A 23634-nucleotide genomic window follows, 5' to 3' on the forward strand; every position below is an offset into this window, starting at 1 on the left:
TATTCAGAATAATGAGCATTTGCTCACATATTTAAAAAAACTCAAGACAAAAATTCAATGAGAGAGATTTTTCCAGAATCGAATTCGAACGTTCGTTATCTTTCAAAGAAAGAGAATCGATTGTTCAGGGATTGACGGAACGCCGATGGCCCTTTTTTCCCAAATCAAAGATCTTTTCAAAGTCCCTTCGCCGAATTCTACACATCCGAACGCCTGGAAACGAAATATCATCCAGGTTCTTTTGATCCTCGCCGCTTGTTTCGGTTTCGTCATTTATATCCCGAGCGTTTATTTGGCTTGGACACAAGGTCTCGGAGAAGTCGTCATCGTCGACACGCTCGCCCTTCTCCTCATTTGGTTTTTGCTTTTACTTCCAAGTCGTTATTACAAATCCAAATCCTATTTTTTACTGGCGCTCGTCTTCATCATGGGTTGTCTTCTTTATACGAAGATCGGACTCGGGGGCGCGGGAATTCTTTGGTTCTTTTTGATCCCCGTCTTCTGCGGAATTTTTCTAAGTCCAACGCTCGCTCTTTGGGGTTGGGTGATCGCTTCGGTCTGCGTGTTTGGCGGAGTATTGCTCGTAAACTATAAGATCTGGATCGGAAACGAGACGGGATTTCAGATTTTGGTCGTAGGCGCGAACTTCACCTTCCTTTGCGGAATTCTCACCTTTTCGGTGATCTCGATCTTAAGAGGACTTGCGGAAGGAATCCGAAAACAAAAACAACTCATTCTTCTGCAAAGAAAAACGAACCGCGAACTCCAAACCGAGGTTTCGATCCGCAGAGCGACCGAAACAAAACTGACCGAATCGTTAAACGACAAGGAAACCCTTTTTCGGGAAATTCAACACAGGGTTAAAAACAATATTCAACTCATCCTTGCGATGATGACCCTCGAACAGGAAAAGACGAAATCCGAACCCGCAAAACGAGCGATCTCATCGGCGATGAACCGGATTCAATCCATGGCGATGGTTCAGGATTATCTGTTTCATAAGAATTCTTACAAGGTAATTCACGCAAAGGATTATCTCAATTCTCTCGTAAATCATCTGTTCGTTTCCTACGGTCCGAGCGACGGAAGAATACAATCGGATTGTAATATAGAAGAAATTTTTCTTCCGATGGAAAAGGCGATCCCCTGCGGTTTGATCGTAAACGAACTTCTTTCCAATTCCTTCAAACACGCGTTTCCGGAAAACCGAAAGGGAAAAATCACTACCTTCTTTCAAAAATCGGCTTCCGGTTATTTGATCTTGGAAGTGGGAGACGACGGAATCGGCCAAGGATCTCCGGACAAGGACCCCGAAGAAGGAAGCTCCCTCGGACTCAGTCTTATCGAAGCTCTTTGTATGCAGTTAAGGGGAGAATTGGAAGTGGAAAAAGAAAACGGGTTTCGGGTGAGAATCCGCTTTTTTCCTTAATAGAAACATTCCATTTTTGGAATATTCAAAATTTAAGTTTTTGTTTCCGCCTTTGATCTCGGGCGTTTTTTATTCGGGAAAGGATTCGAAACAAAGGGTTCTTTCCTTCATAAAAGAATGAAACTGTTTATGCCCGGCGCATTCCTCTTCGGAACTTACGAAATAATCGTAACCGCCCCCGGCCATTTTAATTCGACAACAACCTTGCACCGGCGGCTTGGACGAGGTTTCCAAACCTCTTTCCGATTCCTTTTTTTCCGTTTCCTTAGCGAAAAGAGTTCCGCACAGGATCAAAATCAGTAAAACTCCGAGACAATTTTTGAGTTCGAATCTTCTCTTCATCGTTTACAAACCTTCACAAATCTATGTTCACGATATCGGCCCATTTTACGCAAATAAAATCGAGCTTCTTCGATAAATTAAATTGCAATTATAATTTCTTTACTAATACTGAAAGATTAGTTTTGATTTACAGGAACTTTATTCTTATGAAATTTTTTGCCCATCTTCGAAGGACGTTATCCCTTTCGAAAATTCTTTTTTTATTTTCGGTCCTCGTTTTTACCGATTCGATTTTCGGAGAGACCATTCTTTTTAAATCTGGAGAACGCGCATACGCGACCGTAATCGACCAAGACCCCGAAACGGTCACGATCATCAAGGAAGGAAAACGGGAAAGATTAGGAAAATCTAAAATTCTCAAGATCATCTTCAAGGAAATCCGGGACGAACAGGAAATCGCCAAAATCATCGAAGCCGAAAAAAAGAAACTGAACAAAGAAGGCAAAAAAAGCGATAAGGAAGAACAACTCGATACGATCTATCTGGAGCAAATGATCAAGGAGAACAGTTATAAGATCGTTCAAAAACGTTTGGCTCTGATGGAAAAATATCTCGAGGAACGGGACGGAGACTGGGAACGTTATATCTCCGCCAAAAGAAATCCCTGGGAACCGGTTTGGAAATCGGCGATCCTTCCGGGTTGGGGTCACAGTCTTATGAAGCAGGAAGGTTGGAGTTCCACCTATTCCACGCTATTTTTCGTTTCCCTGATTTCGTATGTGGGTTTGGACGCGGCCGAAAAGGACAGGGCTAGCGCGTACAACAAAAAGATCGAAAAGATTCTGGAGAATCAATTCACCGCGGGTTTGATCCCGAGTTCCAGTCTTCCGGCCGGAGTTCTGGATCAGTACAATCAGATCAATACATTCAAAAACTTGAATTCTCTCAATTCCATCCGTTCGGACGAATCGAGTTATAAACACGCAAAACACGCCGCAGCCGGAGTCGCGATCGGAATCTATCTGATTCAGTTGACCCATTCTTACTTTACGGGAAAAACCTGGGCGCAGAACAACGTGATTCAATCTCCAACGGGTGAAACCGTTTCGGAAGGTTTCGGAATTCGCGGAAATCCTTTGGTTTATAAGGAAATCGCCGGCGGAGCCAAAAGTGTGGACGTGGGCGGTCAGGTGATGTATTCTTTATTTTTCTAATTTAGAAAAATAGAATATAGTGAAAATAAAAAACCGGTCGATCGCGCGCGAATCAGACCGGTTTTCTTTTTTTGTTCAGGCTCTTGAACTCGAACTCCGAGCCTCGAACTCGAAACGGTTTTTGCCGATTCGAATTTCAAACGCTCTTACTCGAAATTCTTCCTCTTATTCCGGAACTTTGAATCCCTTGGAAGCCAACCATTCCTTGTTGAAAATTCTGGATTGATAACGAGCGCCCGAATCGCATAACACGGTTACGATGGTATGACCCGGACCGAGTTGTTTCGCGAGTTGAACCGCGGCGGCCACGTTGATTCCGGTGGAACCTCCGAGAAACAATCCGTCCTTGGAAAGAAGTTGATAAACGACTTTCAGACATTCCTCGTCTCCGATTCGGATCGCGTCGTCCATCGGAGCGTCTTTCATGTTTTCCGTGATTCTTCCGTTGCCGATTCCTTCGGTGAAAGAACTTCCCTCCGCGAGAACCTCTCCCTTCTTTACGAAATTATAAATTCCCGAACCGAACGGATCCGCGACCACGGTTTTGATCTTGGGATTTTTTTCCTTTAAGAATAACGAAACTCCTGCATAAGTTCCGCCCGTTCCGAGCGAAGTGATCCAAGCGTCGACTTTGCCGTCGGTTTGTTCCCAGATTTCTGGGCCCGTCGATTTGTAATGCGCTTCCCGGTTCGCGAGGTTGTCGAATTGATTGGCCCATACTGCGTTGCCCAATTCTTCCGCGATTCTTCCCGAAACCTTTACGTAGTTGTTCGGATCCTTGTAAGGAACCGCGGGAACCGTTCTTACTTCCGCGCCGAGCGTACGAAGCAGATCGATTTTTTCCTGAGACTGTGTGTCCGGAATGATGATGAGAGTTTTATATCCCTTCGAGTTGCAGATATGCGTAAGACCGATTCCCGTGTTACCGGCCGTCCCTTCGACGACGGTTCCACCGGGTTTTAGAAGTCCCTTTTTCTCCGCGTCTTCCACGATAAAAAGCGCGGCCCTATCTTTTACGGAACCGCCGGGGTTTAAGAACTCCGCCTTTCCGTAGATATTACAACCGGTTTCTTCGCTGAAACTGCGAAGCAGAATGAGCGGCGTGTTACCGACCGCGCTCGAAAAATCTTTTTTAACGTTCATAGCGCCATCTTTTTTGCGTAGAATGCTCTAATCTCTGATATGCCCTGAAACGCTTTCGTAAAAAGCGTTTCACTTGATTTGTATTTAAAAAAAATACTCCGCGAAAAACGCGGAGTATTTTTTCCTTCTTTCGAGCCGATCGAAACGGGTTCGAAAGAATATTTCTATATTTGAATGTTCTAATTTCGCTTTAACGTAAAATCGAACACGTTTCCTCGGACGCGATAACGCTTACGCGATCGTCACGTCTTTGGAAAGATAAACGTCCTGAATCGCGTTCAAAAGAGCGATTCCGTCTTTCATCGGTTTTTGGAACGCCTTTCTACCGGAGATAAGTCCCATACCGCCCGCTCTTTTGTTTACGACCGCCGCTTTGACCGCGTCGCCTAAATCGTTTTCGCCGGAGGCTCCGCCGGAATTGATCAGACCGATTTTACCCATGTAGCAGTTCGCCACTTGGTAACGCGCCATATCGATCGGGTTATCGGCCGTAAGAGTGGTGTACATTCTATCGTCCTTTTTACCGAATTTCAAATCCTTAAAGCCGCCCGCAAAAACTTCGGGAAGTTTTTGTTTAACGATGTCGGCTTGGATGGTCGCGCCTAAGTGGTTCGCTTGTCCGGTTAAGTCGGTGGCTAAGTGATAGTCTACTTTGTCCGGTTTGAATGCGTCGTTTCTGAGGTAGGCCCAAAGAATGGTTACGAGTCCGAGTTCGTGCGCTCTGTGGAACGCTTCGGAAATTTCCTGAATTTGACGGGAAGATTCGTCGGAACCGAAATAGATCGTAGCTCCGACCGCGGCTGCACCCATATCAAACGCTTGTTCCACGTTTGCAAAAAGGATTTGGTCGAACTTGTTCGGATAAGAAAGAAGTTCGTTGTGGTTGATCTTTACGATAAACGGAATTTTGTGCGCGTATTTTCTGGAAACGAGTCCCAACACGCCGAGGGTGGACGCGACCGCGTTACAACCGCCTTCGATGGCGAGTTTTACGATGTTTTCAGGATCGAAGTAAGCCGGGTTTTTCGCGAAAGAAGCGCCCGCACTGTGTTCGATTCCCTGATCGACAGGAAGAATGGAAGTAAAACCGGTTCCTGCGAGTCTTCCCGTGTTCAGGATCGACTGATAGTTTCTAAGAACCGAATTGTTTCGATCGCTTTTGGAAAGAATATCGTCTACGTAGTTTGCGCCGGGAAGGCTTAAAGATTCTTTTGGAATCGTTTTACAAGTATGGTTTAAAAGAGAATCCGCTTCTGCACCCAGGGCGGCCTTAATTTTATCGATCATTCCTTAGTTCCTTGCTCGATTTGAATGTTGAATACAGGTTTTTTCACTACACCTGGTTTTTCCATCGATTTTCATTCGCAAAATGCGAACGAAAACGGTTAAATTGAGTCCCTCATCGACTCGTTTTTGGATGCAAGGGAGAATCTAAATTCTCCCTCAAACTGGAATTTGGATGATAAAGTCCCAGCCCGAGTTCGATTTTTTGAGAAGAAGTTGTCCTCGGTTCGCCTGGAGAATCCCGTAACAAACCGAAAGTCCCATACCGATGCGTGCGTCGTTCGATCGAAAGTTTTCGAACGGCTCGAACCTGCTTTCCTCGTTGAGATTGAGTTCGACTCCGAGTTTTCCCGAAACCAAAACCTTGAGGATGGAATTCTCCCCCGCGTCCAACGCGGCTTTCAAATGAATGCGCGCCTTTTTTTGGTTTTCGGAATAGTAATACAGAATGTTGTACAAAACTTCTCGGATCTGATTCGGGCGAATCGAAACCTCGAGATCGTCCGGAATATTCTTTTCGAGTTGAATCTCTTGGGACTTTAACATCTCCGAAATCATATCTTCCACGGAACCGACGAGTTGTTTTACGTTCGTTTGCACCGGTTGTTCCGGATCTTTTCTGGAAAACAAAACGAGGTTGCGGATGATCGCCGCGATTCTTTCCCCTTGTTCGATGACAAGACGGGCGTAGTTTTTCGTGTCCGAATCTCCGCCCTTATGATTGCGAATGATATGTCCGTAGTTGATGATTCCCATCAAAGGATTGTTGATCTCGTGCGCAAGACCGGCCGCGAGTTTTTGAATCGAATCCAATCTTCTTTCGGATTGAATCACCTTTTCCATTTCGGAAATTTCTTTCTCGGAAACGGAAAGAGAGGAAAGTTCGGACAAGGTGATGATGGAACCGGCGATCGTTCCGTCTTCGTCGCGTATGGGAGAAACTCGAAACGCGACTTGAATGCGACTTCCGTTTTTACGAGTGAGCAAGGAAGGAATGTATTTCAGTTGATCCGGTTTTCCGATTCCGGTTCTGATGTTTTCACCGTCGTCGGTCGAAAGACTGAGAACCCGTTCCCCGTTCTCCCCTTGAACGTCGGAAAGGGCCCAACCCGTTAAGGCCTCCGCGGTTCGGTTCATAAATAAGATTTTTCCTTCCCGATCCAAGGAGATCGCGCCTTCGCCTATGTTTTGAATGACGTCCCTGAATTCCTTTCCTTCTTCCCTTGCTTTGCCGAAACGTTGTTGTTGTTTGAGCGCGATCTCGATCGAATTCTTAAGCGCTTGGGGTTGAAAGGGTTTGGAGATATAACCGAACATCGAAGCTTTGTCCACAGCCCGGTTGAACGTTTCTTCGTCCGCAAACGCGGTCATAAAGATAACGGGAACGTCCATTTTCTTTTGGATTCTTTCGGCGGCTTGAATCCCGTCGAGTTCTCCCTCGATGCGAATGTCCATGAGAATCAAATCCGGTTTGGTTCGCTCCGCGACTTCCAAAGCCTCGTCCGCGGTTCTCGCGGTTCCCGAAATTCTATAACCCAATTTCTGAAGAGAAACCTGAAGGTTGAACGCAATCAGCCATTCGTCGTCCACGATCAGAATCGAAGGACTGGAATTATTTTCGGAGGGATTCATTCTGAATTGCTCGACCTTGGCGAAAAAAATGTAAAAGTATACGTGAATTGAAAACCATTTTTCGATTTCAATGTAAGAATTCTAACCCGAAACGCCCGAATTCGAAAGATATTACGCGCGGACGTTGAAAAATCATTGAATCGAAATCGACGCGCCTTATTCTTTTGGCCGAGTCCGTTTTCAAAGAATTCCCGATGCGGGCTTCCAAAACGCGGGACGCCCGAACTTCTTGATTGGACGGAATTTTCCGTTTCGACCGGCGTATGAAAATTACAAATTTCCTGGACATTCTTTGAACATGGGATACATTGCAAATCATATCTCTTGAGAGGTAATTTCCTCATTCTTACCAAAATCAAAACCGAACGGAGACGGTGATGTATATAAAACAGATCCTGGCAAAAAAAGACCGAAAACTTCTTTCGGTGGAACCCGAGACCTCGGTAATGGATGCGGTCAAGTTTATGACCAAATACGATATCGGCTCGGTGATGATCTTAACGGACGGTAAACTCAAAGGAATTTTCACCGAACGGGACGTTCTCCATCTTTCGGCGGAACTGGGTCTGGATTTTTTCAAAAAATCGGTTTCGGAAGTGATGTCCACCTCTCTGACTACGATGAGTCCCGAAGACGACGTGGACGAACTTCTCGCCATTATGCTCAAAAAAAGAATCCGTCACATGCCCATCTTGGAAGAGGGAATTTTGATCGGAATCATTTCCATCGGGGACGCGGTCAAAGCCAAGATCGAAAAAACCGAAGAAGAGAATAAAAATCTCAAACAATACATGTACAACGAGAACGGATTTATCTAAAAGATCCGTTTTTTCCGATTGCAGGAAACCAAACCGGGGTCAAATTAGAAACAGACCGAATTATGAAACTGATTCTTTTTATTCTGATGACCTATCTAGTTTATCGTTTTCTTTCCCGATTTTTTACGAACCCTTCTACGCGTTCCGAACCTCAGTGGAAAACGTTTTATACGAACGTTCCCCCCACGGAACAACCTCCGCGCGAGAAAGATATTTCCGGCAAGGGTCGTGTGATCGATTCCGCTTCGTTGGGAGAAAAATGAAATATTTCGCTTCGCGGATTTCTTGGTTTTTTCGCGTTCTCGCCTTCGGATTGTTATTCGTTTCGGCGACCGCCTGTTTCAAACCTACGGGAGAATTCGGCTGGGCCCTCCTCGACGAAGAGAAATTCGACGTTCTTGAAAAGAAAATCATGACCGTCGGAGAATATACGATCACAAGGGAGAATCTGATTTTTTCCGACGACAAAACGATCCGTTATATTTATCGATTTTCCAGATCCGTTCCCGAAACCGCGGAAACCTACGTGAGTTTGAGCCGTTTTCAACTCGGATACAACGAGATGGACGTTCTTAGAAAAAGACCGAACCCGGTTTCAAAAACCATCGAAGGTTCCTTTCAGGGTTTGAGTCCCGGAAAATATCTTTTGAAAGTGGCCTACGAAGGGGACGTGATCGACGAGGTGGAATTTTTGGTCCGCTCCGCGCAGACTCCGTATATGGAGGATTCCCCCTCTTCCCCCGCGGACGACGACATCGAAAAAGCGATGAAGTAAATAGAAACGGATCGCGGCGTTCCGGAGATCTATTCAAATATTATAAAATTCTAAACTAAAGCGGTTCTCGTTTGATTCCGTCTTCGAGAATCTTGTTGATCCGATCTATGTTTTTCAAAGAAAGATTGATTTCGATCGGGTTTCCGATCTTCACGATGTCCTCGTAGATTTTTCTCGCGGAAAGAAAATCCTTTTCCTCTTCCAAAAGAACTGATAATTTTTTCATCGCAAGAGTCACCGGTGTGGAATTCAATTTGGTTCTCGCCACTCCGAGACGGCTCGTGGATTCCTGAAAATCCAAATCCTTGAGACGGTATTGGGCCATGACGGAATCGTCCGTTCTTTCCAAAAGATTTCTTTTGATCGCGAGCGTTTCCTTTTTGAGGGCCGCGTTTTTGATTTCTTCGTTTTTGTAAATTTCGCGAAGTCTTTCATAGGATTTGATCGCCGAGTTTAGGGAGAATTTTTCCTCTTGGCGCTTTCTATGATACGCGTATAACTTCGAAGTTCCGTATTCCGCGAGAAATTCCTGACGATTCAATTCGCAGACATCCGCAAAGGAAAGATTGGAAGTTTCGGGGTTCGGTTTTTCCTTCAACCAAATTCCGTAATACAAGGCAGCGCGTTCCAAGTCCCCGGTTCTGTTTTCAAAAAAGGAACCGAGTTCGTATGTGAACGGAATTTTCTTTTTGGAATCGGTTTCCGCCTTGTAATAGAGTTCGTAAAAGGAAGAAGCCAAAACGTTTTGTTTCAATTCGGTATAAAGAGAAGCGATCGAAAAATAAACTTCGGCGAGTTTCGATTCTTCCGTTTTTTCGGCGCGTGCGAGATCCAAATACTTTTTATAAAAGTCGATCGCCTTCGCTTTTTTACCAGAAGACTTGAGTTCCTTGGCGAGATCCAAAACCGGTTCCTTCATCGTAGGATCGAGTTTGCTCGCCAATTCCCAGAGCGCGGCGGTCGCGTAAAAGTCCGTATTGCGTTTATAATCGAAAAGAACAAAGATCCCGGTTCCGGCGATTCCCAAGTTGTTTACGACTTTCAGTCTTTCTTTGTTTTCGTTCTCCGCTTGTTTAACGAGATTCGCCAGATAATAAACGACTTCGGCGTCTTCTTTGGATTTTTTCTTTCGGAAGTTTTCATACGAACCCGATTTGGAATCGTCGTATTCCTTTTGTTTATTCTTCAGATCGTTTTCCGATTGGGAAATTCTTTCCTTAAACGCGGGAAGTTCGCCTGCGTTTAACGTTCTTTCCGTCGTTTGTCCGTTTTGCCCGCGTTCGGTGATTTTCGTTTCCCTTCCTCGAACGAGATTCGCTTCGAAAAGATGAAAGAAGTCCTTGGAATCCTTCAAATCCTTTTTCGATTTTTCCAAATTCTCCAAAGAACGTTTGTGGGAAAGAGCCGCTTGTTTTTCGGAAGGATCGAAAATTTCGACGAGTCTTCTTTCGTCCAAAAATTCCTCTTCCGAATGGGAAAAGTCGCGATAACGAAGAGCGGCTAACGCGGATTCGACGGCCTTCGCGTTTTGTTTTTTCTTGTCGTATTCCCTGGAAAGAAGCATGTGAAGATCGAACAAAATCGGAGAATCCCTCATCATACCGGAAGGCGTGAGTTTTGAGAACATGTTTAGAATCAGAAGACGGATCGTGTTTCGGTTGGTCTTCTCGTCGAAGATCTTACCGAGTCTTTTTTCCTCTTCGATTCTTCTCGAGTCGATAAACTGGGAATAATATTGTCCGAGTACTTTTTGGATTTCGGAAATCGCATCCTTGGAAGGATCTTGGAGGGATTGTTTGAGATCGTTTAAGTTTTGTTCGGTGATTTTTACCGAAGGAGGATCGTATAAATTTTTGGAATCGTATCTTCGATCCTGTTCGTCCGCAGAAATAGAAAATGCCCCGGCAAACGCGAGGCATACGAAAAAAAGAATTCCGAAAACGTTTGGGAGAAAGGAATTTAAAAAGCCGAACCGGCTTTGGACAAAACCGAAAGCGCGTTCAAAGAAAAACTTCGGAAGCCGACCGATTCCATCGGAAACGTTTCGATCGGGTCTTCGATTTCGAGAATTTCTTTTTTCATCCGACATTGCTTCCTAGTTCGGCCAATTCTTCCGATCCCAAAATCTTTTCCACGTCTATGATTATGATAAATCGATCGTCTTTCTTTCCGATTCCGGTGATATATCTTCCCGAAATTCCTTTGACCGAAGGAGGCGGAGGATTGATGGATTCCGGCGGAAACAAAACCACGTTCGCCACCTTGTCCACGATGATTCCCACGGATTGTCCGTTGACCTTGACTACGATCGCACGATCGTATTCCACTTCCCCGTCTCTGGGAACGGTGAGTTTGACGGCAAGATCCACCATCTTGACCACCTTACCCCGGATATCCATGATCCCCGCAAAATAACTTTTTGCTTTGGGAATTCGGATTAAATTGCTGATCTTGATGATCTCGTCCACGAGAGAAATCGGAATCGCGTATTCCTCGTCTCCCAGACTGAAAAGAATGTATTGGTGGTCGATTTCGGATGACATGATTTACCTCAATACCGGGTATATCCGACGTAGTAAAAGTAAGATCCAAGACTCATAAAGAGAAGGACTTTTACGAAGAGCGGATTTCTTTTTCTCAGCATCCAGTCTAAACCGCCAAAAAGCAAACCGAAAACGGCGAGCGAAAATCCGAGCAGATAGAAATCGACGTATGCGTAATAAATTCCGATCGCGGAACAAGCTCCGAGACAAAGATCCTGAAACTCGCTCCAAAATCTTTGTTTAACCCGAACGATCCAAGGTTCTTTGTATTCGCGGTTTCGGGAGAATAGTCGTTGCCAAAAAGTTTTCTCGCGATTGATTCCGAAGATATGATCGTAACGGCTGGAAGTTTCCCAAGGTCGGGGCGCTCTTTCTTCCACATGACCGAGAGGTTGTTTTGAAATTCCGTAAAGACCGCCGAGCGTGTTTAAAAGGTCAGCGTCCGGTAAACAGGAGAATACTTCCTGAAACGGTGCGAGTTTCGCGTAGATGGGAACCATTCTCCCGCTCGAAAGATCCTTCTCTTGGATCACTTCGCCGTCCTTAACGGTTGCGATATAAATCTTTCCGTTTTCTCCCGCGATTTCGAGAGTCAAACGAACCTTTTTTTCGTGAAAGTTGAGATCCGCCTGGAGAATGTCTCCGGATGGGGTTGTGGCGGAATAAGATTTTGTATAACCTCTCGCAGGAGGTGTTTCTTTTTTCCACCACCTGCGAAAAATGGAATAATCCTGAAATGAGCCCATACCGATTGTATCGGTCGATTCGGAAATGGGCTTAACAGTCCTATGATGTCTCTAGCTTGATTCCGGGACGAACGCCCGGAGAAGGAAGGAGGATCTACGGATTACTTTTTCTTCTTATGTCTGTTCGCTCTTCTCTTTTTCTTTCTTTTGTGAGTAGCGATCTTTCTGCGCTTTCTTTTCTTACCTGAAGGCATTCAGAACTCCTTAGATTTCCTTCCTGTCAGAAAACTATTCCGTGTACTTTTGTAAAGTTTTATTTTTACGAAGTTCCGCGACTAGGTTTTTGATATCGCCTACTCCCGATTTCGTACTGATAAACAAAACGTCTTCCTCTTCGACCACGATCAAATCGTTCACACCGAGAACGGCGGTGAATTCTTTTCTCGTCTGAGTGATGTTGCCGGAGGATTTGTGAAAGAGAATCGTCTTTCCCATATGTCTGTTTCCGTTTGTGTCGCCGGGCATCACTCTTTCCAAAGAGGTCCAAGAACCCACGTCGTCCCAACCGAAACTCGCTTCCACCATTCTGATCCGGGAACTTTTTTCCATGATCGCTATATCGACCGGATCGGAAGGAATGATCTTAAACGCGGCGGATAATTCTCCCGCTTTTTTAAAAGGAAATCTTTCTTCGAGAGGACCGAGAATCTTCGGAGAATACGCTTTAAATTCTTCTAATATTGTCGAAGTCTTCCAAAGAAAGATTCCTGGGTTCCAGTAGAAATTCTTTTTCTTGATATACTTCAACGCGGTCTTTACGTCCGGTTTTTCGTAAAACGATTTCACCGCAAAACATCCGTCAGTCGCCTTTCCCGCTTCGATATAACCGTAGCCGACCTCGGGACGATTCGGTTTGATCCCGAGAAGCACAAGATGATTCTCCGCTTGTTCCAGCGCTTTGGAAATCGTTTTGGTAAATTCTTTTACCGGATTGATCCATGCGTCAGCGGACAACACGACCTGAGTCGGATCTCCGTATTTTTCGCGGAAATACAAGGAAGCGAGCGCGATGATGGGCGCGGTGTTTTTTCCTTCGGGTTCTATGACGAAATTCTTTTCGGGAAAATTCTTTTCCTGAGCGAGAATGGATTTTTTCAAGCTCGCGTTGGTTCCGATATAAATGCGATCGATCGAGGTGATCGTAAGCGCGCGTTCCAAGGTTTCTTTCAGAAGCGTTTTATTGGAATATACTTTCTGAAGTTGTTTCGGTGTGGATACTCTGGAACGGGGCCAAAAACGTTCTCCTTTGCCCCCCGCCATAATGAGTACGACCGGCTTATCCTGTTTCATTCTACCTCTTTGGGTCTCTTAACGTTTCCGTTTTTTTTCTTTTTCGAAGACGGGATTTCTCCCAGTATCATTTCCGATGGAAGCAGAACCACTTCCACATTGTCCGATAAACTCTCATACAAAAGGAACTCCCTCATGTCGGGGTTTTTGGTCACGAAGTCCTTCGTTCTTTCCAAACGTTTGAGAAGAGCCGACGTTTTCGCGTCGTCTTCGATCTTATGCGCTTCGGCCCTTCCGAGCGCGGCGACCAGATCCGTTTTTCTTTGTAAAAGAAGGGTTTGATTTCTATAAACGCCCGTGATCAGAGCGGGTTCGGGAACCTGCAGGTCGAGAATTCTTAGATTCAAAGTTTTGAATGTTTTTTCGTCCGCGAGTACGTCCGCGGAGAAGTTCGTTCTTAAATAGGAATCCAGATTGGATTTTAACGTATTCGGGTTCGTTATAAATTCTTCGGTCTTTTTGCGAAGAATAGAATACAATATTTTACTAATATACGAGTCGATCTGTTCCTGGCGAACGCCGGACGCTTCCAGCAACTCGGGAACCTTGTTCGGTTCGAGAGAATATCGTACTTCGAGTCTGACCTTGATCTTTCCTTCCGGGGAACTTTCAGGAAACATTCCGGAGGAAAGATCCACGTTTATGTTCGAGGTGGAAACTCTGGAACCGATCTGAAAACGGGAGACGGAATACTTCCAAGGAAGGGTGGTTTTCCATTCGAAAACATAACCCGGCCCCGATGTGTATTCCAATATTTCTTCGGAACCGTCGATGACAAGAAGGGACTCTCCCTCTTTGAGAGGGTGAACGCAAAAATAAAGAAGAGCCGCGAACGATCCCGGAATCAGAATCCAGAATAACTTAGTCCAAAATCGCATTATCCTTGCGCTGCGTCTTTGGTTTCCTCGGTATAAAGTTTGATGATCTTAGCGGGAATGATCGTAGAGATCGCGTGTTTATAAACGAGACTTTGTTTATTTTCCTGCTCAAGCACAATCGTGAAATTATCGAAACTTACTACCTTACCTTTCAAAGGAACCCCGTTCAAAAGATAAATCGTAAGATCCAATTTATCCTTACGGGCAGTGTTTAAGAGTTGGTCCTGTATATTGTTTTTAGCAGACATCTTTTTTTGTTTCCGTTACTTTATATGTTTGATATGTTCCAGCGCCTCGGACCGATCCATCGGTTGTAAGTATGTTTCCTTACGAAACCAAGTGACCTGCCTTTTGGCGTAATTCCTATGAGACTGGCTTAAATCCGCAAGGAATGTCTCTACATTGGAGTTTCCTTTTTTATTTTCAAGTGCAAAATTATAGCCTAAGGATTTGAGACCGGGACAAGTTTCTCCGTATCGTTCTCGGATCGTCCAAGCCTCTTCCGCCATTCCGTGTTCGATCATCTGTTTGGCTCTCAGATTGATTCTTTCATAAAGTTCTTTCCGATCCAGATCCAAAAAAACTCCCAGACGAATCTCCAAATCGTAATTGTGAACGGCGGAAGTTTTCGGATCGATCTTCAAGCGGGACCATTTTTCTCCCATCAGATTCACTTCCAAGGCTCGGCCCAGTCTGTAATCGTCTCCGGGAAATATTTTTTCCAATGAATCGGGATCCAATTCCTTTAAAAGAATCCGTTTTTCTTCCATGCTCAGGGAAAGAACTTTTTCCCGAACGGAATCTTCGATGTTCGGAACCGGAAACATTCCGAACAAAAAGGCTTTGAGATAAAAACCCGTTCCCGCCGTGAACACTGGAATTTTATTTCGATTCAAAACGTCTCGAAGCGCTTCTTCGGCGAGACGATTGTAAAGACCGGCGTCCACGTTTTCGGAGGGGGAAAGAATTTCGACAAGATGATGCCGGATCGTTTCCTGTTGCTCCTTTGTGGGAGCGGCGGTTCCGATCGGCATTTCTTTGTAGATTTGTCTGGAGTCGAAGGAAAGAATTTCGAACCGGGTCGAATCGAGTTCCGTGATGAGAGAGGTTTTACCCGCTCCGGTCGGAGCGGCAAGAATCAAAATCGGATCAGCCAAGGAAGAGATTACTCTTCGGCTTGTTCATCCGCGTCGTCTTCTTCTTCCAAAGCCTCTTCCAGAGGTTCTTCGGTGAATTCCATATCCTCGTCTTCCACCAAGTTTTCTTCGTCGATTACTTCCTCTTCTTCCACCACTCTCGGACGAACGGTTCGAGTGCGCGTAACGGGACGTTTATTCTGATCGGCTCCGCATTTAGGGCAGATCTTTTCTTCTTTGTTGAGGTCGTAAAATTTGGTCGAGCAGGTATGACAGGTCCACTTTTTTCCAAGAGGATTGAGGGCCACACCCTTGGAAGCGGAAGGTTTTTTAGCTCCCGAGGACTTTGCGGAAGGACTCGAAAGAGCCTTTTTGATGATTTCTTCTTTCTTTTTTGCCGAAGCGTTCGCTTTTTTAGGCGCAGCTTTTTTCGCCGTCGCCTTTTTCTTAGCCGCGGCCGAGGCAGTTTTTTTGGATGTAGTCTTTTTACCAGTTGCCATCGGAATTGACCATGCTCTGCGAGAGGTATTCACGTTCAAGCAGAAATAAATATTAATCTCCGTCTCGAAAGACGGGCGCAAACCCTAACCGATTTCCAAAAAAAATGCAAGGAAAGAATCGTAGTATTTTCCATTTTTTTTCGGATTCCCAGAAAAACCGAAAATTTTCTTCTTAGAAAAAGAACTAAGAACCTGCGGAGCGAAATCTTTGAAAATCAAACTGAGCGTAAACATCAATAAAGTCGCAACCCTTCGAAATTCGAGAGGCGGGAATATTCCGGATCTTTTGTATTTTGCCGATCTCGTTCTGAAAGCCGGGGCTCAGGGAATCACGGTGCATCCGAGAGAAGACGAAAGACATATCCGCAAAGACGACGTGTTCGCTCTGAAAGAATTTATCGATTCCTACAACCGAAAAAATCAAACCGAAATCGAATACAATATCGAAGGAGAACCCTCCCCTCGTTTTTTGGATTTGGTTTTAAAAACGAAACCGGATCAGGCTACCTTGGTTCCGGTGACTCCGGGTGAAATCACTTCGGATCACGGATTCGATTTCGAAAAGGACATGGACGTTCTTCAAGAATATTCTAAAATTCTAAAAAAGGAAAAAATACGCGTTGCTCTTTTTGTGGAAACCGATCTGAAAAATCTAAAACTCGCGTCCCGATCCGGGGCCGATCGTGTGGAATTTTATACCGGTCCGTTCGCGGAAGAATTCGATCGTTCTCCTTCCGCCGGAAAAGAATGTTTTGAAAACCGTTTTGTTCCCGCGGCGCAAGAAATTCTCGGCCAAAAAATGGGAATCAACGCAGGTCACGACTTGGATCATTGGAATCTAAAAGTTTTTTCCAAACTCCCCGGTCTTCAGGAAGTTTCCATCGGTCACAGATTGATTTCCAGAGCGCTCGAAACCGGAATCGATCGAAGCGTTAAGGAGTATCTTCAAGCTCTTTTGTGAGATGACGGAATCCTTCGAAGTTCGGATCTCCTTGGATCAGATAAAACGCCGCTTTTTTGAGATGAACCGCGAGATTTTTCGCGTGTTGACTTTTTTGGGAAATCGTTTCCAGACTTTGTTTGAATTTCTTTAGATGTTCCGCGGCTTGGATTTTATTTTTGGATCGTACGGATTGTCTGAATTCTTTCCAAGCGCGGGTGACTTCCTGGTTCGGAGTTTGCATCTTTTCAAGAGTTTGTTTTCGTACGACTCCGGTCACGTCCCAGACTTCTTTGTAGGGATGTGAATTCTCCAGAAATTTATAATATTCTTTCGTATAGTTGATCTCGTTCGGTTTTACTTGGACGAGGACTTCGGCTTCTCCCACACATTCGGAAAAGATCCCCTTTTTCAAGGATTCTCTTCCGATTTCCTTTAAGTCCGCGAGAACGATCAGATCCGCGAGGGTTTCGTTCTTTTTTCCCGCCTTGCAGTTTTTGATCGCTCTGAAATATCTTTTTTCCACTTCGTCCGAGGAAAGGGTTTCGCCTTGTTCCAGTTCCAAATAATAAGCGACTTGGAAAACCTGATCCCGATACAAGGTGTCGCTCGGATCGGCCTTTCTCGCTCGGAGCGCGTATTCGAGAGCCTCGGGATAATTTTTAGAAGAAGACAAAAGTACGGAAAGATTGTAACAGGACAAGGCGCGTTCGGGATGTAAGGATCGGCAACTGGAGCGTAAGAGTTTGATCGCGGATTCTCTTTCTTCGGGTGTTCCGTAAAATTCCAAAATGGCCTGTTCTTGAATCATTTCGAGCGCGAATCTTCCCGAGCCGGGCATGGAAACCGTAGAACAAGAGAAAACGAAAATCAAGAGAACCGAGATGAAACTTCCGCCCCAAAGAGATTGACACTTTGAGATTTGAATAGAGAATGAACCGAAAATTTCCTGAAATCTGAGGGACACGAGTTTGAAAAAAGGATCTGCCGCTCTTTCGTTGTTACTTTCCACTCTTTTGACCATTTTTATCCTGTACTGCGAGCCTACATCCGGCAAATCTCCGGTCAAGGCGGACTTTACTCTCAAGGATTTCGATAACGTGGTCGGCACCGTGTCCCGGTATTACATCGATAAAAACATCGATAAGAACCGCGCCTACCGCGAAGCCGCAATCTACGCTCTTTTATCCCTTCCGCATTCCATCTATCTCTATCCCGAAAGTTATTTCAAGGAAAGAGAGAAATACGAAGAGAAGGACGAAATCTTTCCCGGTAAAACCTTCAAAATTTCCGCGGACGATTCGTTCGTTCTTTTCGATCCGGATTATACCGAAGTCGAAAAAATCCGCGATCGCAAGTTGAAGGAAGACGCGAATAAAGCCAAGGTCAACGACGACGAGGTCAAAAAAATCGTGGAACGGGAAAAGGTTCGTAAGAACGTTCTTTCCTCCAAATGGGAACAAACCGGTTTTAGTAAAAAAGATTTCGACCGAATTCTCGCGTATATCGAAACCAATCTGGATAAGTATAAGGATTCTCCGCTGAAAGATCCTTTCGGCGAATCGGAGGAGAAATCCAAAGAACCGTTTACGATGAACGACGTTATGCTCGCGGCGGCCAACGGTTATCTTTCTTCCCTCGATCCTCATAGCAACGTTTTCTTAAGATCCGCTTGGGAAGAATCCATGGCGAAGATCCAAGACGGAAGTTTCGAAGGAATCGGTGCGATTCTTTCGGGCGGAGGCAACCGTGAAGTTGTCGTTGAAAATCCTCTCGAAGGAAGACCCGCTGTCAACGCCGGAATTCGTTCGGGCGACGTGATCCTCGCCGTCGACGGAAAGTCGATCAAAGGAATTCTTCTGGACAAGGTCGTGGAAAAGATCAAAGGAAAAAAAGGTTCCAAGGTCGTGCTTACCATCCAGAGAAAGGGAGTTCCGGGAACTCTGAACATCGAAGTCGTACGAGATACGATCGAAATTAAAAACCTAAGCAGTAAACTGATCGAAGGTCACGAACATATCGGTTATATCAAACTCACCGGTTTCGTGAAGTCGGAAGACGGACCTTCCGTGGACCGCGAACTCGTGGACAAATATAAGGAACTCGAAAAAGAAGCGCAAGCCAAAGGAACCAAACTCAAGGCCGTGATTCTGGATCTTCGAAGCAACGCGGGCGGTTATCTGGATCTCGCGATCGACATCGCGGATATGTTCATCGAAAAGGGTTTGATCGTTTCCACAAAAAGTCCGAACCGCAGTCCCGAAGACGCGTATGCGAAGAATAAGGACATCACCAATTTACCGTTAGCCGTTTTGATCAACGCGAAGTCGGCGTCCGCTTCCGAAATCGTAGCAAGCGCGATCAAACACCACGGAAGAGGATTGATTCTCGGGGAAAGAACCTTCGGAAAAGCGACGGTTCAGAAACTGATGCCTTTGGGGAACGATTATCTGATCAAACTCACACAGGCGCGTTATTATTCTCCGTCCGGAAATACGATCCAAGTCGTCGGCGTTAAACCGGACATCGACATTTCCTCCGAAGAAGACGGAAGTTTTCCGTTCCGTTTCCGCGAAGAGAATATGTGGAACCACCTTTCCGAACTTCCCGCGGCGGCCGAGGAAAGAAGTTCTTTCGACGTGAAGAAACTCGAAGCCTGGGTTCAGAAAAACGGAAAGGCGGCCGAGTTTATCGCGGCTCATAAAAACGATCCGATCAAACCGGACTATCAACTGATTCGTTCCTTGGATTACATCGAGGCTCTGATCAACAACGCACCTAAAAAGAAATAGTATGCCCCGCATTCAAACGGACTTTTTAGTCTTAGGGAGCGGAATCACGGGCCTCTTTGCGGCCTTGAAACTTGCTCCCTACGGCTCCGTTCTCATCGTCACAAAAAAATCGGACTACGAATCCAACACCAACTACGCGCAGGGCGGAATCGCTTCCGTCTTTGCCGAAGGTGATAAACTCGAAGATCACGTCAGAGACACTCTCGAAGCCGGAGCCTGGCTCTGCGATCCGGCGGCCGTTCAGGTTCTCGTGGAAGAAGGCCCTCCTCTCGTAAAAGAACTTTTGAACTACGGGGTTCCGTTCAATCTGGAACCTTCGGGCAAATTCGATCTTTCCAGGGAAGGCGGTCACGGGAAGAATCGAATCGTACACGCTCACGACAGAACCGGACGCGAAATCGAAAAAACGCTTCTTGGAGTGGTCAAACAAAATTCGAATATTCAAATATTAGAATATCATACTTTAGTCGATCTAATCACGCCGCACCATTTGAAACAAAAAGGGCTCGTGTGTTACGGAGCGTATGTCCTTTCCAATCATACGGGGGAAGTGTTTCCGATTCTCGCCAAGGAAACCATTCTTGCGACCGGAGGAGCCGGTCAGGTTTATTCGCATACAACCAATCCGAAAATCGCGACCGGAGACGGGGTCGCGTCCGCTTACAGAGCGGGAGCTTTGATTAAGAATATGGAATTCTATCAATTCCATCCGACCGCTTTGTATCACGAAGACGGAGATTCTTTTTTGATCTCGGAAGCGGTGCGCGGAAAGGGCGCCATTCTTTTGAACAAAGACGGCGAACCTTTTATGAAACGGTATCATTCGATGGCCGATCTCGCTCCGAGAGACGTGGTCGCGCGCGCGATCGACTCGGAGATGAAAAAAAGAGGAGAAGCGCACGTCTATCTCGACATCACTCATCTTCCCTCCGATCAAATCAAAGATTCTTTCCCTTCCATCTACGAGAAGTGTAAGGAACTCGGAATCGACATCACCACCGACCGGATTCCGGTCGTGCCCGTGGCCCACTTTCTTTGCGGCGGGGTCGCTTCCGATTTGGAAGGAAGAACCACGATTCCGAATCTATCCACGGCCGGAGAAACCGCGTGCACCGGAGTTCACGGTGGAAACCGTCTCGCGTCCAACAGTCTTTTGGAATGTTTGGTGTTCTCGAATCGGATCGCAAAAAGAATCGCAAGGGAAAAACCGAGTTTTACAAAAGCGCACGACGCGATTCCTTCTTGGAACAAGGAAGGAATGGTCAACACGGAAGAATGGGTTTTGATCTCGCACGACTTAAACGAGATCAAAAGTACGATGAGCAATTACGTGGGAATCGTTCGTTCCAATCTTCGTCTCGAAAGAGCCAAACGGAGAATGGATCTGATCTACGACGAAGTGAAGGATTATTACAATCGGACCGTAATCACGAATCCTTTGATCGAGCTGAGAAATCTCGTGATCGTCGCGGAACTGATCATTCGTTCCGCTTTGTCCCGCAAGGAAAGCAGAGGACTTCATTTTTCCACGGATTATCCGGAGGATAGAAATCCGTCCCGGCTCGATACGGAAATTCGAAACGACAAGGTTCCTCTGTAAATTCCGAAAACGCGGAAATTCAGAAAGTTCGAACGTGCGCGTTTCGCCCAAACCGCGGAACTCGCGACTCCCGCGATTCTCGCCTTTAAAAGAAGTATTTTAAGATTTTAGAATATTCTTTTTTAAGAATGTATTTCTCGAAACGTTTTTAGAACACGTGACTAAAGTTCACGAAGAGCTGTTTGTCCTCTCTGGAAACCGCGTAGTCGATCATGATGATCGTCGCCTGATTCCACGCGATTCTAAGACCCAAACCCTGGGAATATTTGTAATCCTGTAAACCGGCCTTGTGTTCGTCGTTCCATACGCGACCGAAATCCCAAAACGGAACCAGGTTCAACGCGAAATATTCGCTCCCAACGGAGAAGTCATAAAATTTCCAACGCACTTCCACGGTTCCGAAACCCATCGCGCGCCCCACAAAACGATCCTGTTTGTAACCGCGTAAAGTTCGTAGCCCCCCGAGACCGGAGACGGTGCTTTCGGTTCCCCAAAGATTTCTATATTCAAAAAACGGAACGTCCCCTTCCGAAACTCCGAAACCGAAGCGGGAAGCGAGAACCAACTTTTCGAACGTTTTCGGAAACGGACTATAAAAGAATTTAGCGTGCCCGAAATATTTCTGAAAATTAAAATCGGAACCGATCGTTTTTGTAGCCTTCTCATAAGTGGCTTCCAAGAAAACGCCCGAGTTCGGATCGGGTTCAAAGTCGCGCGTATCATAGACCAAACCGACCTTGGCCGTATTGACAAAGCCCCCGTGATAGCCGAGAATTTTTCCGGCTTCCGCGTCCTGGGTCAGTCTCGTTTTTGCGTTCGGAACCTCTCCCGAATTGCTCAGTGGGGTTCCGTCGAAAATCGGATCCACGGATTTTACGAACTTACCGTCGTTCGCCTGCACGATGTTATTCGAAAGTCGAAAACCGGTCACCACTCTCACGGTTCCGTGAAAGAAGGATCTTTCCGTACTGAAGTTCAACTGAGGAGTTTGGATCGTATAACGATTGTACATACGATCGGTTACGTTGAAGGCCGGTCCTGCCGGAATTCCCGAATACGTTCTTCCTCCGAGTTCGATTGGATCGCCCGGACCTCCGGGTCTTTGATACATGAACGTGGATTCTTGGGAACCGTACTGAGCGTTGGTCACTTGTGGACCGCCGGGTTGATTTCTTTCCTGATACGTGAGAGGTTTTAACGTCGATTCCCCCACTCCGAAATACAAGGTCGTTGGAGTGATCGTCAACAACGCGTCGGCGCGAAGTCTCCACTGGGTGTTTGCGACGTAAGGCATATCCAAACTCAGCTGGTGATACTGCGCGTTCTTTGTCGTATTAAAATATTGTGCAAAAAAACGAAGTCGATACGGAGTGTATTCGAAAAGAGGATCTGTCTTTTTACCGTTGTTGTACGCATACGCCCGAACCCCGTAACCGATTCCTTCGTTCGGATCGGAGTTGATCAAAGGAAGACCGGTCGGATACCAGCCTTCTTTTTTGTTATCCAAATCCTTTTTACACATCTGTTTTACTCTGTCGATCGTAAACGGAAGATCCTTTCGCGCCTCGGGTTTATCACAACCGGTAAAATTCTCCTGAGCCACAAGCTCCGAAGAAGAAAAAAGAAACGATGACCCAAAAAGAATGAAGAGCGAAAGGAAGGATACGACGAAGGACTTCGTATTAGCAAAAGGGTCTTTATTATTCATCATAGCAGCACCAAAAGATTACGAATTTCTAACCAATCTACTTTAGCTGTCAAACCGAATATGAGATTTCGCTCACATTTACGGTTCGATCCGATGTTCACCCAACTCTTTTGAAGATCCGATCCGCGCGTTCTCGGTTTTGAAAGGAGAAGCGCCAAATCAAAACCGCCTTCTGTCGATCAGGCGGTCTTTTTATATTTTTAGAAACTGAAGTTAGTTACTTCAGCGATTTTGTTACGGGAGATTTCTCACACAACGAACGAAGTAACGGCTCGTTTTTGCGAACGTAGTATCATCGCCGAAATGCGTAGCTCCGAAATTCACGGCGCGCGCCGTATCGACCGCGCCTTCTTTCGCCCAAGAAGACCAGTAGTAGTCTTCCACTGTATTCGGAAACTTTAATAGAAGAGCGTTCAAACTTCCCGATCCGGTCAAAGCCTTGAGCTCCGCAAAACTTGGAAGTCTCCAATCCGAACGACCCGCCGTACGATCGGATGCGCAGGAAGTGTAAGCCTCGCTGGTTCCGGTAAAACCGGGAGTTTGTCCCACGAGCACGGGAGGCAACGCGATGGTGTTACAATCGTTTAAGTTCAAGGAACAATACTGGAGCAAAGTGGCTCCGTATCTTCCGATCACGGTGGATGTGTTGTTGATTCCTTCGCAATCGTAAGTTCCGTTCTGCCCCACTCTCAAAACCTGTCCTTGAGAACAGATCTTCCACATAAGCCCAGTTACGTTATTCGAAATCGTTCCGGAAGCGGGATCGGCCACATACGGGCTGAAAAAAATCATTCCCGCAAGAAGAACCTTGGAATCCTCGTTGATAAAGCCCAGAGTCGTATCGTCCGGTTTCTCCTCGCAGTTTGCGAAAAGAGAAAGTGCGATACTGAGTATTAGAATATTCTTATATTTTTTCATGATTTC

General features: G+C 45.8%; 23 protein-coding genes. 8 read left to right on the plus strand and 15 right to left on the minus strand.

Annotated features, from left to right (window positions below):
- Positions 1-145: 145 nt before the first annotated feature.
- Positions 146-1429, plus strand: a complete 1284-nt coding sequence (locus tag LEP1GSC052_RS07815) for a sensor histidine kinase (RefSeq protein WP_010575247.1) — start codon at positions 146-148, stop codon at positions 1427-1429.
- Between the two features lie 69 nt (positions 1430-1498).
- Here the strand turns inward: LEP1GSC052_RS07815 and LEP1GSC052_RS07820 are convergent, their stop codons facing one another.
- Positions 1499-1771: an LIC_11321 family protein gene (locus LEP1GSC052_RS07820; RefSeq protein WP_010575248.1), complete on the minus strand. Its 273-nt coding sequence runs from the start codon at positions 1769-1771 to the stop codon at positions 1499-1501.
- A 146-nt stretch (positions 1772-1917) separates the two neighbouring features.
- Here LEP1GSC052_RS07820 and LEP1GSC052_RS07825 point away from each other — a divergent pair, with 146 nt between their 5' ends.
- Positions 1918-2925: an LA_0442/LA_0875 N-terminal domain-containing protein gene (locus LEP1GSC052_RS07825; protein ID WP_010575249.1), complete on the plus strand. Its 1008-nt coding sequence runs from the start codon at positions 1918-1920 to the stop codon at positions 2923-2925.
- Between the two features lie 165 nt (positions 2926-3090).
- On the opposite strand, the gene LEP1GSC052_RS07830 is transcribed toward LEP1GSC052_RS07825, so the two are convergent.
- From LEP1GSC052_RS07830 to LEP1GSC052_RS07840, 3 genes are all read right to left on the minus strand, one after another.
- Positions 3091-4068, minus strand: coding sequence for a cysteine synthase A (locus LEP1GSC052_RS07830; protein WP_010575250.1), 978 nt, complete (start codon positions 4066-4068; stop codon positions 3091-3093).
- Positions 4069-4299: 231 nt separating this feature from the next.
- Positions 4300-5355, minus strand: a complete 1056-nt coding sequence (locus LEP1GSC052_RS07835; protein ID WP_010575251.1) for a class I fructose-bisphosphate aldolase — start codon at positions 5353-5355, stop codon at positions 4300-4302.
- A 156-nt stretch (positions 5356-5511) separates the two neighbouring features.
- On the minus strand, positions 5512-6984 hold the full coding sequence (locus LEP1GSC052_RS07840) for an ATP-binding response regulator (RefSeq protein ID WP_020985675.1): 1473 nt from the start codon (positions 6982-6984) through the stop codon (positions 5512-5514).
- A 377-nt stretch (positions 6985-7361) separates the two neighbouring features.
- Here LEP1GSC052_RS07840 and LEP1GSC052_RS07845 point away from each other — a divergent pair, with 377 nt between their 5' ends.
- From LEP1GSC052_RS07845 to LEP1GSC052_RS07855, 3 genes are all read left to right on the plus strand, one after another.
- Positions 7362-7802, plus strand: coding sequence for a CBS domain-containing protein (locus tag LEP1GSC052_RS07845; RefSeq protein ID WP_010575252.1), 441 nt, complete (start codon positions 7362-7364; stop codon positions 7800-7802).
- Positions 7803-7864: 62 nt separating this feature from the next.
- Positions 7865-8065 carry a hypothetical protein gene (locus tag LEP1GSC052_RS07850; RefSeq protein WP_010575253.1) on the plus strand — a complete coding sequence of 67 codons (201 nt, stop codon included), beginning with the start codon at positions 7865-7867 and terminating at the stop codon, positions 8063-8065.
- Positions 8062-8577 carry an LIC_12238 family plasminogen-binding lipoprotein gene (locus tag LEP1GSC052_RS07855; RefSeq protein ID WP_010575254.1) on the plus strand — a complete coding sequence of 172 codons (516 nt, stop codon included), beginning with the start codon at positions 8062-8064 and terminating at the stop codon, positions 8575-8577. Before LEP1GSC052_RS07850 ends, LEP1GSC052_RS07855 begins: the two co-directional genes overlap by 4 nt.
- Before the next feature lie 55 nt (positions 8578-8632).
- Here the strand turns inward: LEP1GSC052_RS07855 and LEP1GSC052_RS07860 are convergent, their stop codons facing one another.
- The 8 genes from LEP1GSC052_RS07860 to LEP1GSC052_RS07895 form a co-directional block, all read right to left on the minus strand.
- Positions 8633-10666, minus strand: a complete 2034-nt coding sequence (locus tag LEP1GSC052_RS07860) for a tetratricopeptide repeat protein (protein WP_020986294.1) — start codon at positions 10664-10666, stop codon at positions 8633-8635.
- Entirely contained in the window at positions 10656-11120 is a 465-nt protein-coding gene (locus LEP1GSC052_RS07865) for a chemotaxis protein CheW (protein WP_010575256.1), read from the minus strand. Before LEP1GSC052_RS07865 ends, LEP1GSC052_RS07860 begins: the two co-directional genes overlap by 11 nt.
- Before the next feature lie 8 nt (positions 11121-11128).
- Complete coding sequence (locus tag LEP1GSC052_RS07870) at positions 11129-11866, minus strand: hypothetical protein (protein ID WP_020986058.1); 738 nt, start codon at positions 11864-11866, stop codon at positions 11129-11131.
- 228 nt (positions 11867-12094) lie between these two features.
- Positions 12095-13156, minus strand: a complete 1062-nt coding sequence (locus LEP1GSC052_RS07875) for a mannose-1-phosphate guanylyltransferase (RefSeq protein ID WP_010575257.1) — start codon at positions 13154-13156, stop codon at positions 12095-12097.
- Positions 13153-14034: an SPFH domain-containing protein gene (locus LEP1GSC052_RS07880; protein WP_020986579.1), complete on the minus strand. Its 882-nt coding sequence runs from the start codon at positions 14032-14034 to the stop codon at positions 13153-13155. Before LEP1GSC052_RS07880 ends, LEP1GSC052_RS07875 begins: the two co-directional genes overlap by 4 nt.
- Positions 14034-14282, minus strand: a complete 249-nt coding sequence (gene hfq, locus LEP1GSC052_RS07885; protein ID WP_003009702.1) for an RNA chaperone Hfq — start codon at positions 14280-14282, stop codon at positions 14034-14036. Before hfq ends, LEP1GSC052_RS07880 begins: the two co-directional genes overlap by 1 nt.
- A 15-nt stretch (positions 14283-14297) precedes the next feature.
- A complete protein-coding gene (gene miaA / locus LEP1GSC052_RS07890; protein ID WP_020985660.1) occupies positions 14298-15191 on the minus strand; it encodes a tRNA (adenosine(37)-N6)-dimethylallyltransferase MiaA in 894 nt (297 codons plus the stop codon).
- Between the two features lie 8 nt (positions 15192-15199).
- Complete coding sequence (locus tag LEP1GSC052_RS07895) at positions 15200-15670, minus strand: TIGR02300 family protein (RefSeq protein ID WP_020986290.1); 471 nt, start codon at positions 15668-15670, stop codon at positions 15200-15202.
- A 208-nt stretch (positions 15671-15878) separates the two neighbouring features.
- Here LEP1GSC052_RS07895 and LEP1GSC052_RS07900 point away from each other — a divergent pair, with 208 nt between their 5' ends.
- Positions 15879-16631, plus strand: a complete 753-nt coding sequence (locus LEP1GSC052_RS07900) for a pyridoxine 5'-phosphate synthase (RefSeq protein ID WP_020986840.1) — start codon at positions 15879-15881, stop codon at positions 16629-16631.
- On the opposite strand, the gene LEP1GSC052_RS07905 is transcribed toward LEP1GSC052_RS07900, so the two are convergent.
- Positions 16603-17634 carry a hypothetical protein gene (locus LEP1GSC052_RS07905; protein ID WP_020985731.1) on the minus strand — a complete coding sequence of 344 codons (1032 nt, stop codon included), beginning with the start codon at positions 17632-17634 and terminating at the stop codon, positions 16603-16605. The genes LEP1GSC052_RS07900 and LEP1GSC052_RS07905 overlap by 29 nt on opposite strands.
- Here LEP1GSC052_RS07905 and LEP1GSC052_RS07910 point away from each other — a divergent pair.
- Both LEP1GSC052_RS07910 and nadB read left to right on the plus strand, forming a co-directional pair.
- Entirely contained in the window at positions 17582-19402 is a 1821-nt protein-coding gene (locus LEP1GSC052_RS07910) for a S41 family peptidase (protein ID WP_010575262.1), read from the plus strand. The two genes, LEP1GSC052_RS07905 and LEP1GSC052_RS07910, sit on opposite strands and share 53 nt — an antisense overlap.
- 1 nt (position 19403) lies before the next feature.
- Positions 19404-21002, plus strand: a complete 1599-nt coding sequence (gene nadB, locus LEP1GSC052_RS07915) for an L-aspartate oxidase (RefSeq protein ID WP_010575263.1) — start codon at positions 19404-19406, stop codon at positions 21000-21002.
- Between the two features lie 148 nt (positions 21003-21150).
- On the opposite strand, the gene omp85 is transcribed toward nadB, so the two are convergent.
- Both omp85 and lsa25 read right to left on the minus strand, forming a co-directional pair.
- Positions 21151-22713, minus strand: coding sequence for an Omp85 family outer membrane protein (omp85, locus tag LEP1GSC052_RS07920; RefSeq protein ID WP_010575264.1), 1563 nt, complete (start codon positions 22711-22713; stop codon positions 21151-21153).
- Between the two features lie 231 nt (positions 22714-22944).
- The gene (lsa25, locus tag LEP1GSC052_RS07925; protein ID WP_010575265.1) at positions 22945-23628 is read right to left on the minus strand and encodes a surface adhesin Lsa25; all 684 of its coding nucleotides are present in this window, start codon (positions 23626-23628) and stop codon (positions 22945-22947) included.
- Positions 23629-23634 lie beyond the last annotated feature (6 nt).

Source organism: Leptospira kmetyi serovar Malaysia str. Bejo-Iso9 (genome assembly GCF_000243735.2).
GTDB lineage: Bacteria > Spirochaetota > Leptospiria > Leptospirales > Leptospiraceae > Leptospira > Leptospira kmetyi.

What these genes read in the sequence shown, in the direction of transcription:
- LEP1GSC052_RS07875 (WP_010575257.1), bottom strand. Translation starts at nt 13,156, where the DNA reads ATGAAACAGGATAAGCCGGTCGTACTCATTATGGCGGGGGGCAAAGGA.
- LEP1GSC052_RS07865 (WP_010575256.1), bottom strand. Translation starts at nt 11,120, where the DNA reads ATGTCATCCGAAATCGACCACCAATACATTCTTTTCAGTCTGGGAGAC.
- LEP1GSC052_RS07905 (WP_020985731.1), bottom strand. Translation starts at nt 17,634, where the DNA reads ATGGTCAAAAGAGTGGAAAGTAACAACGAAAGAGCGGCAGATCCTTTT.
- LEP1GSC052_RS07870 (WP_020986058.1), bottom strand. Translation starts at nt 11,866, where the DNA reads ATGGGCTCATTTCAGGATTATTCCATTTTTCGCAGGTGGTGGAAAAAA.
- LEP1GSC052_RS07825 (WP_010575249.1), top strand. Translation starts at nt 1,918, where the DNA reads ATGAAATTTTTTGCCCATCTTCGAAGGACGTTATCCCTTTCGAAAATT.
- LEP1GSC052_RS07830 (WP_010575250.1), bottom strand. Translation starts at nt 4,068, where the DNA reads ATGAACGTTAAAAAAGATTTTTCGAGCGCGGTCGGTAACACGCCGCTC.
- LEP1GSC052_RS07860 (WP_020986294.1), bottom strand. Translation starts at nt 10,666, where the DNA reads ATGTCGGATGAAAAAAGAAATTCTCGAAATCGAAGACCCGATCGAAAC.
- nadB (WP_010575263.1), top strand. Translation starts at nt 19,404, where the DNA reads ATGCCCCGCATTCAAACGGACTTTTTAGTCTTAGGGAGCGGAATCACG.
- omp85 (WP_010575264.1), bottom strand. Translation starts at nt 22,713, where the DNA reads ATGATGAATAATAAAGACCCTTTTGCTAATACGAAGTCCTTCGTCGTA.
- LEP1GSC052_RS07815 (WP_010575247.1), top strand. Translation starts at nt 146, where the DNA reads ATGGCCCTTTTTTCCCAAATCAAAGATCTTTTCAAAGTCCCTTCGCCG.
- hfq (WP_003009702.1), bottom strand. Translation starts at nt 14,282, where the DNA reads ATGTCTGCTAAAAACAATATACAGGACCAACTCTTAAACACTGCCCGT.
- LEP1GSC052_RS07840 (WP_020985675.1), bottom strand. Translation starts at nt 6,984, where the DNA reads ATGAATCCCTCCGAAAATAATTCCAGTCCTTCGATTCTGATCGTGGAC.
- LEP1GSC052_RS07845 (WP_010575252.1), top strand. Translation starts at nt 7,362, where the DNA reads ATGTATATAAAACAGATCCTGGCAAAAAAAGACCGAAAACTTCTTTCG.
- LEP1GSC052_RS07855 (WP_010575254.1), top strand. Translation starts at nt 8,062, where the DNA reads ATGAAATATTTCGCTTCGCGGATTTCTTGGTTTTTTCGCGTTCTCGCC.
- LEP1GSC052_RS07820 (WP_010575248.1), bottom strand. Translation starts at nt 1,771, where the DNA reads ATGAAGAGAAGATTCGAACTCAAAAATTGTCTCGGAGTTTTACTGATT.
- LEP1GSC052_RS07880 (WP_020986579.1), bottom strand. Translation starts at nt 14,034, where the DNA reads ATGCGATTTTGGACTAAGTTATTCTGGATTCTGATTCCGGGATCGTTC.
- LEP1GSC052_RS07850 (WP_010575253.1), top strand. Translation starts at nt 7,865, where the DNA reads ATGAAACTGATTCTTTTTATTCTGATGACCTATCTAGTTTATCGTTTT.
- LEP1GSC052_RS07895 (WP_020986290.1), bottom strand. Translation starts at nt 15,670, where the DNA reads ATGGCAACTGGTAAAAAGACTACATCCAAAAAAACTGCCTCGGCCGCG.
- lsa25 (WP_010575265.1), bottom strand. Translation starts at nt 23,628, where the DNA reads ATGAAAAAATATAAGAATATTCTAATACTCAGTATCGCACTTTCTCTT.
- LEP1GSC052_RS07835 (WP_010575251.1), bottom strand. Translation starts at nt 5,355, where the DNA reads ATGATCGATAAAATTAAGGCCGCCCTGGGTGCAGAAGCGGATTCTCTT.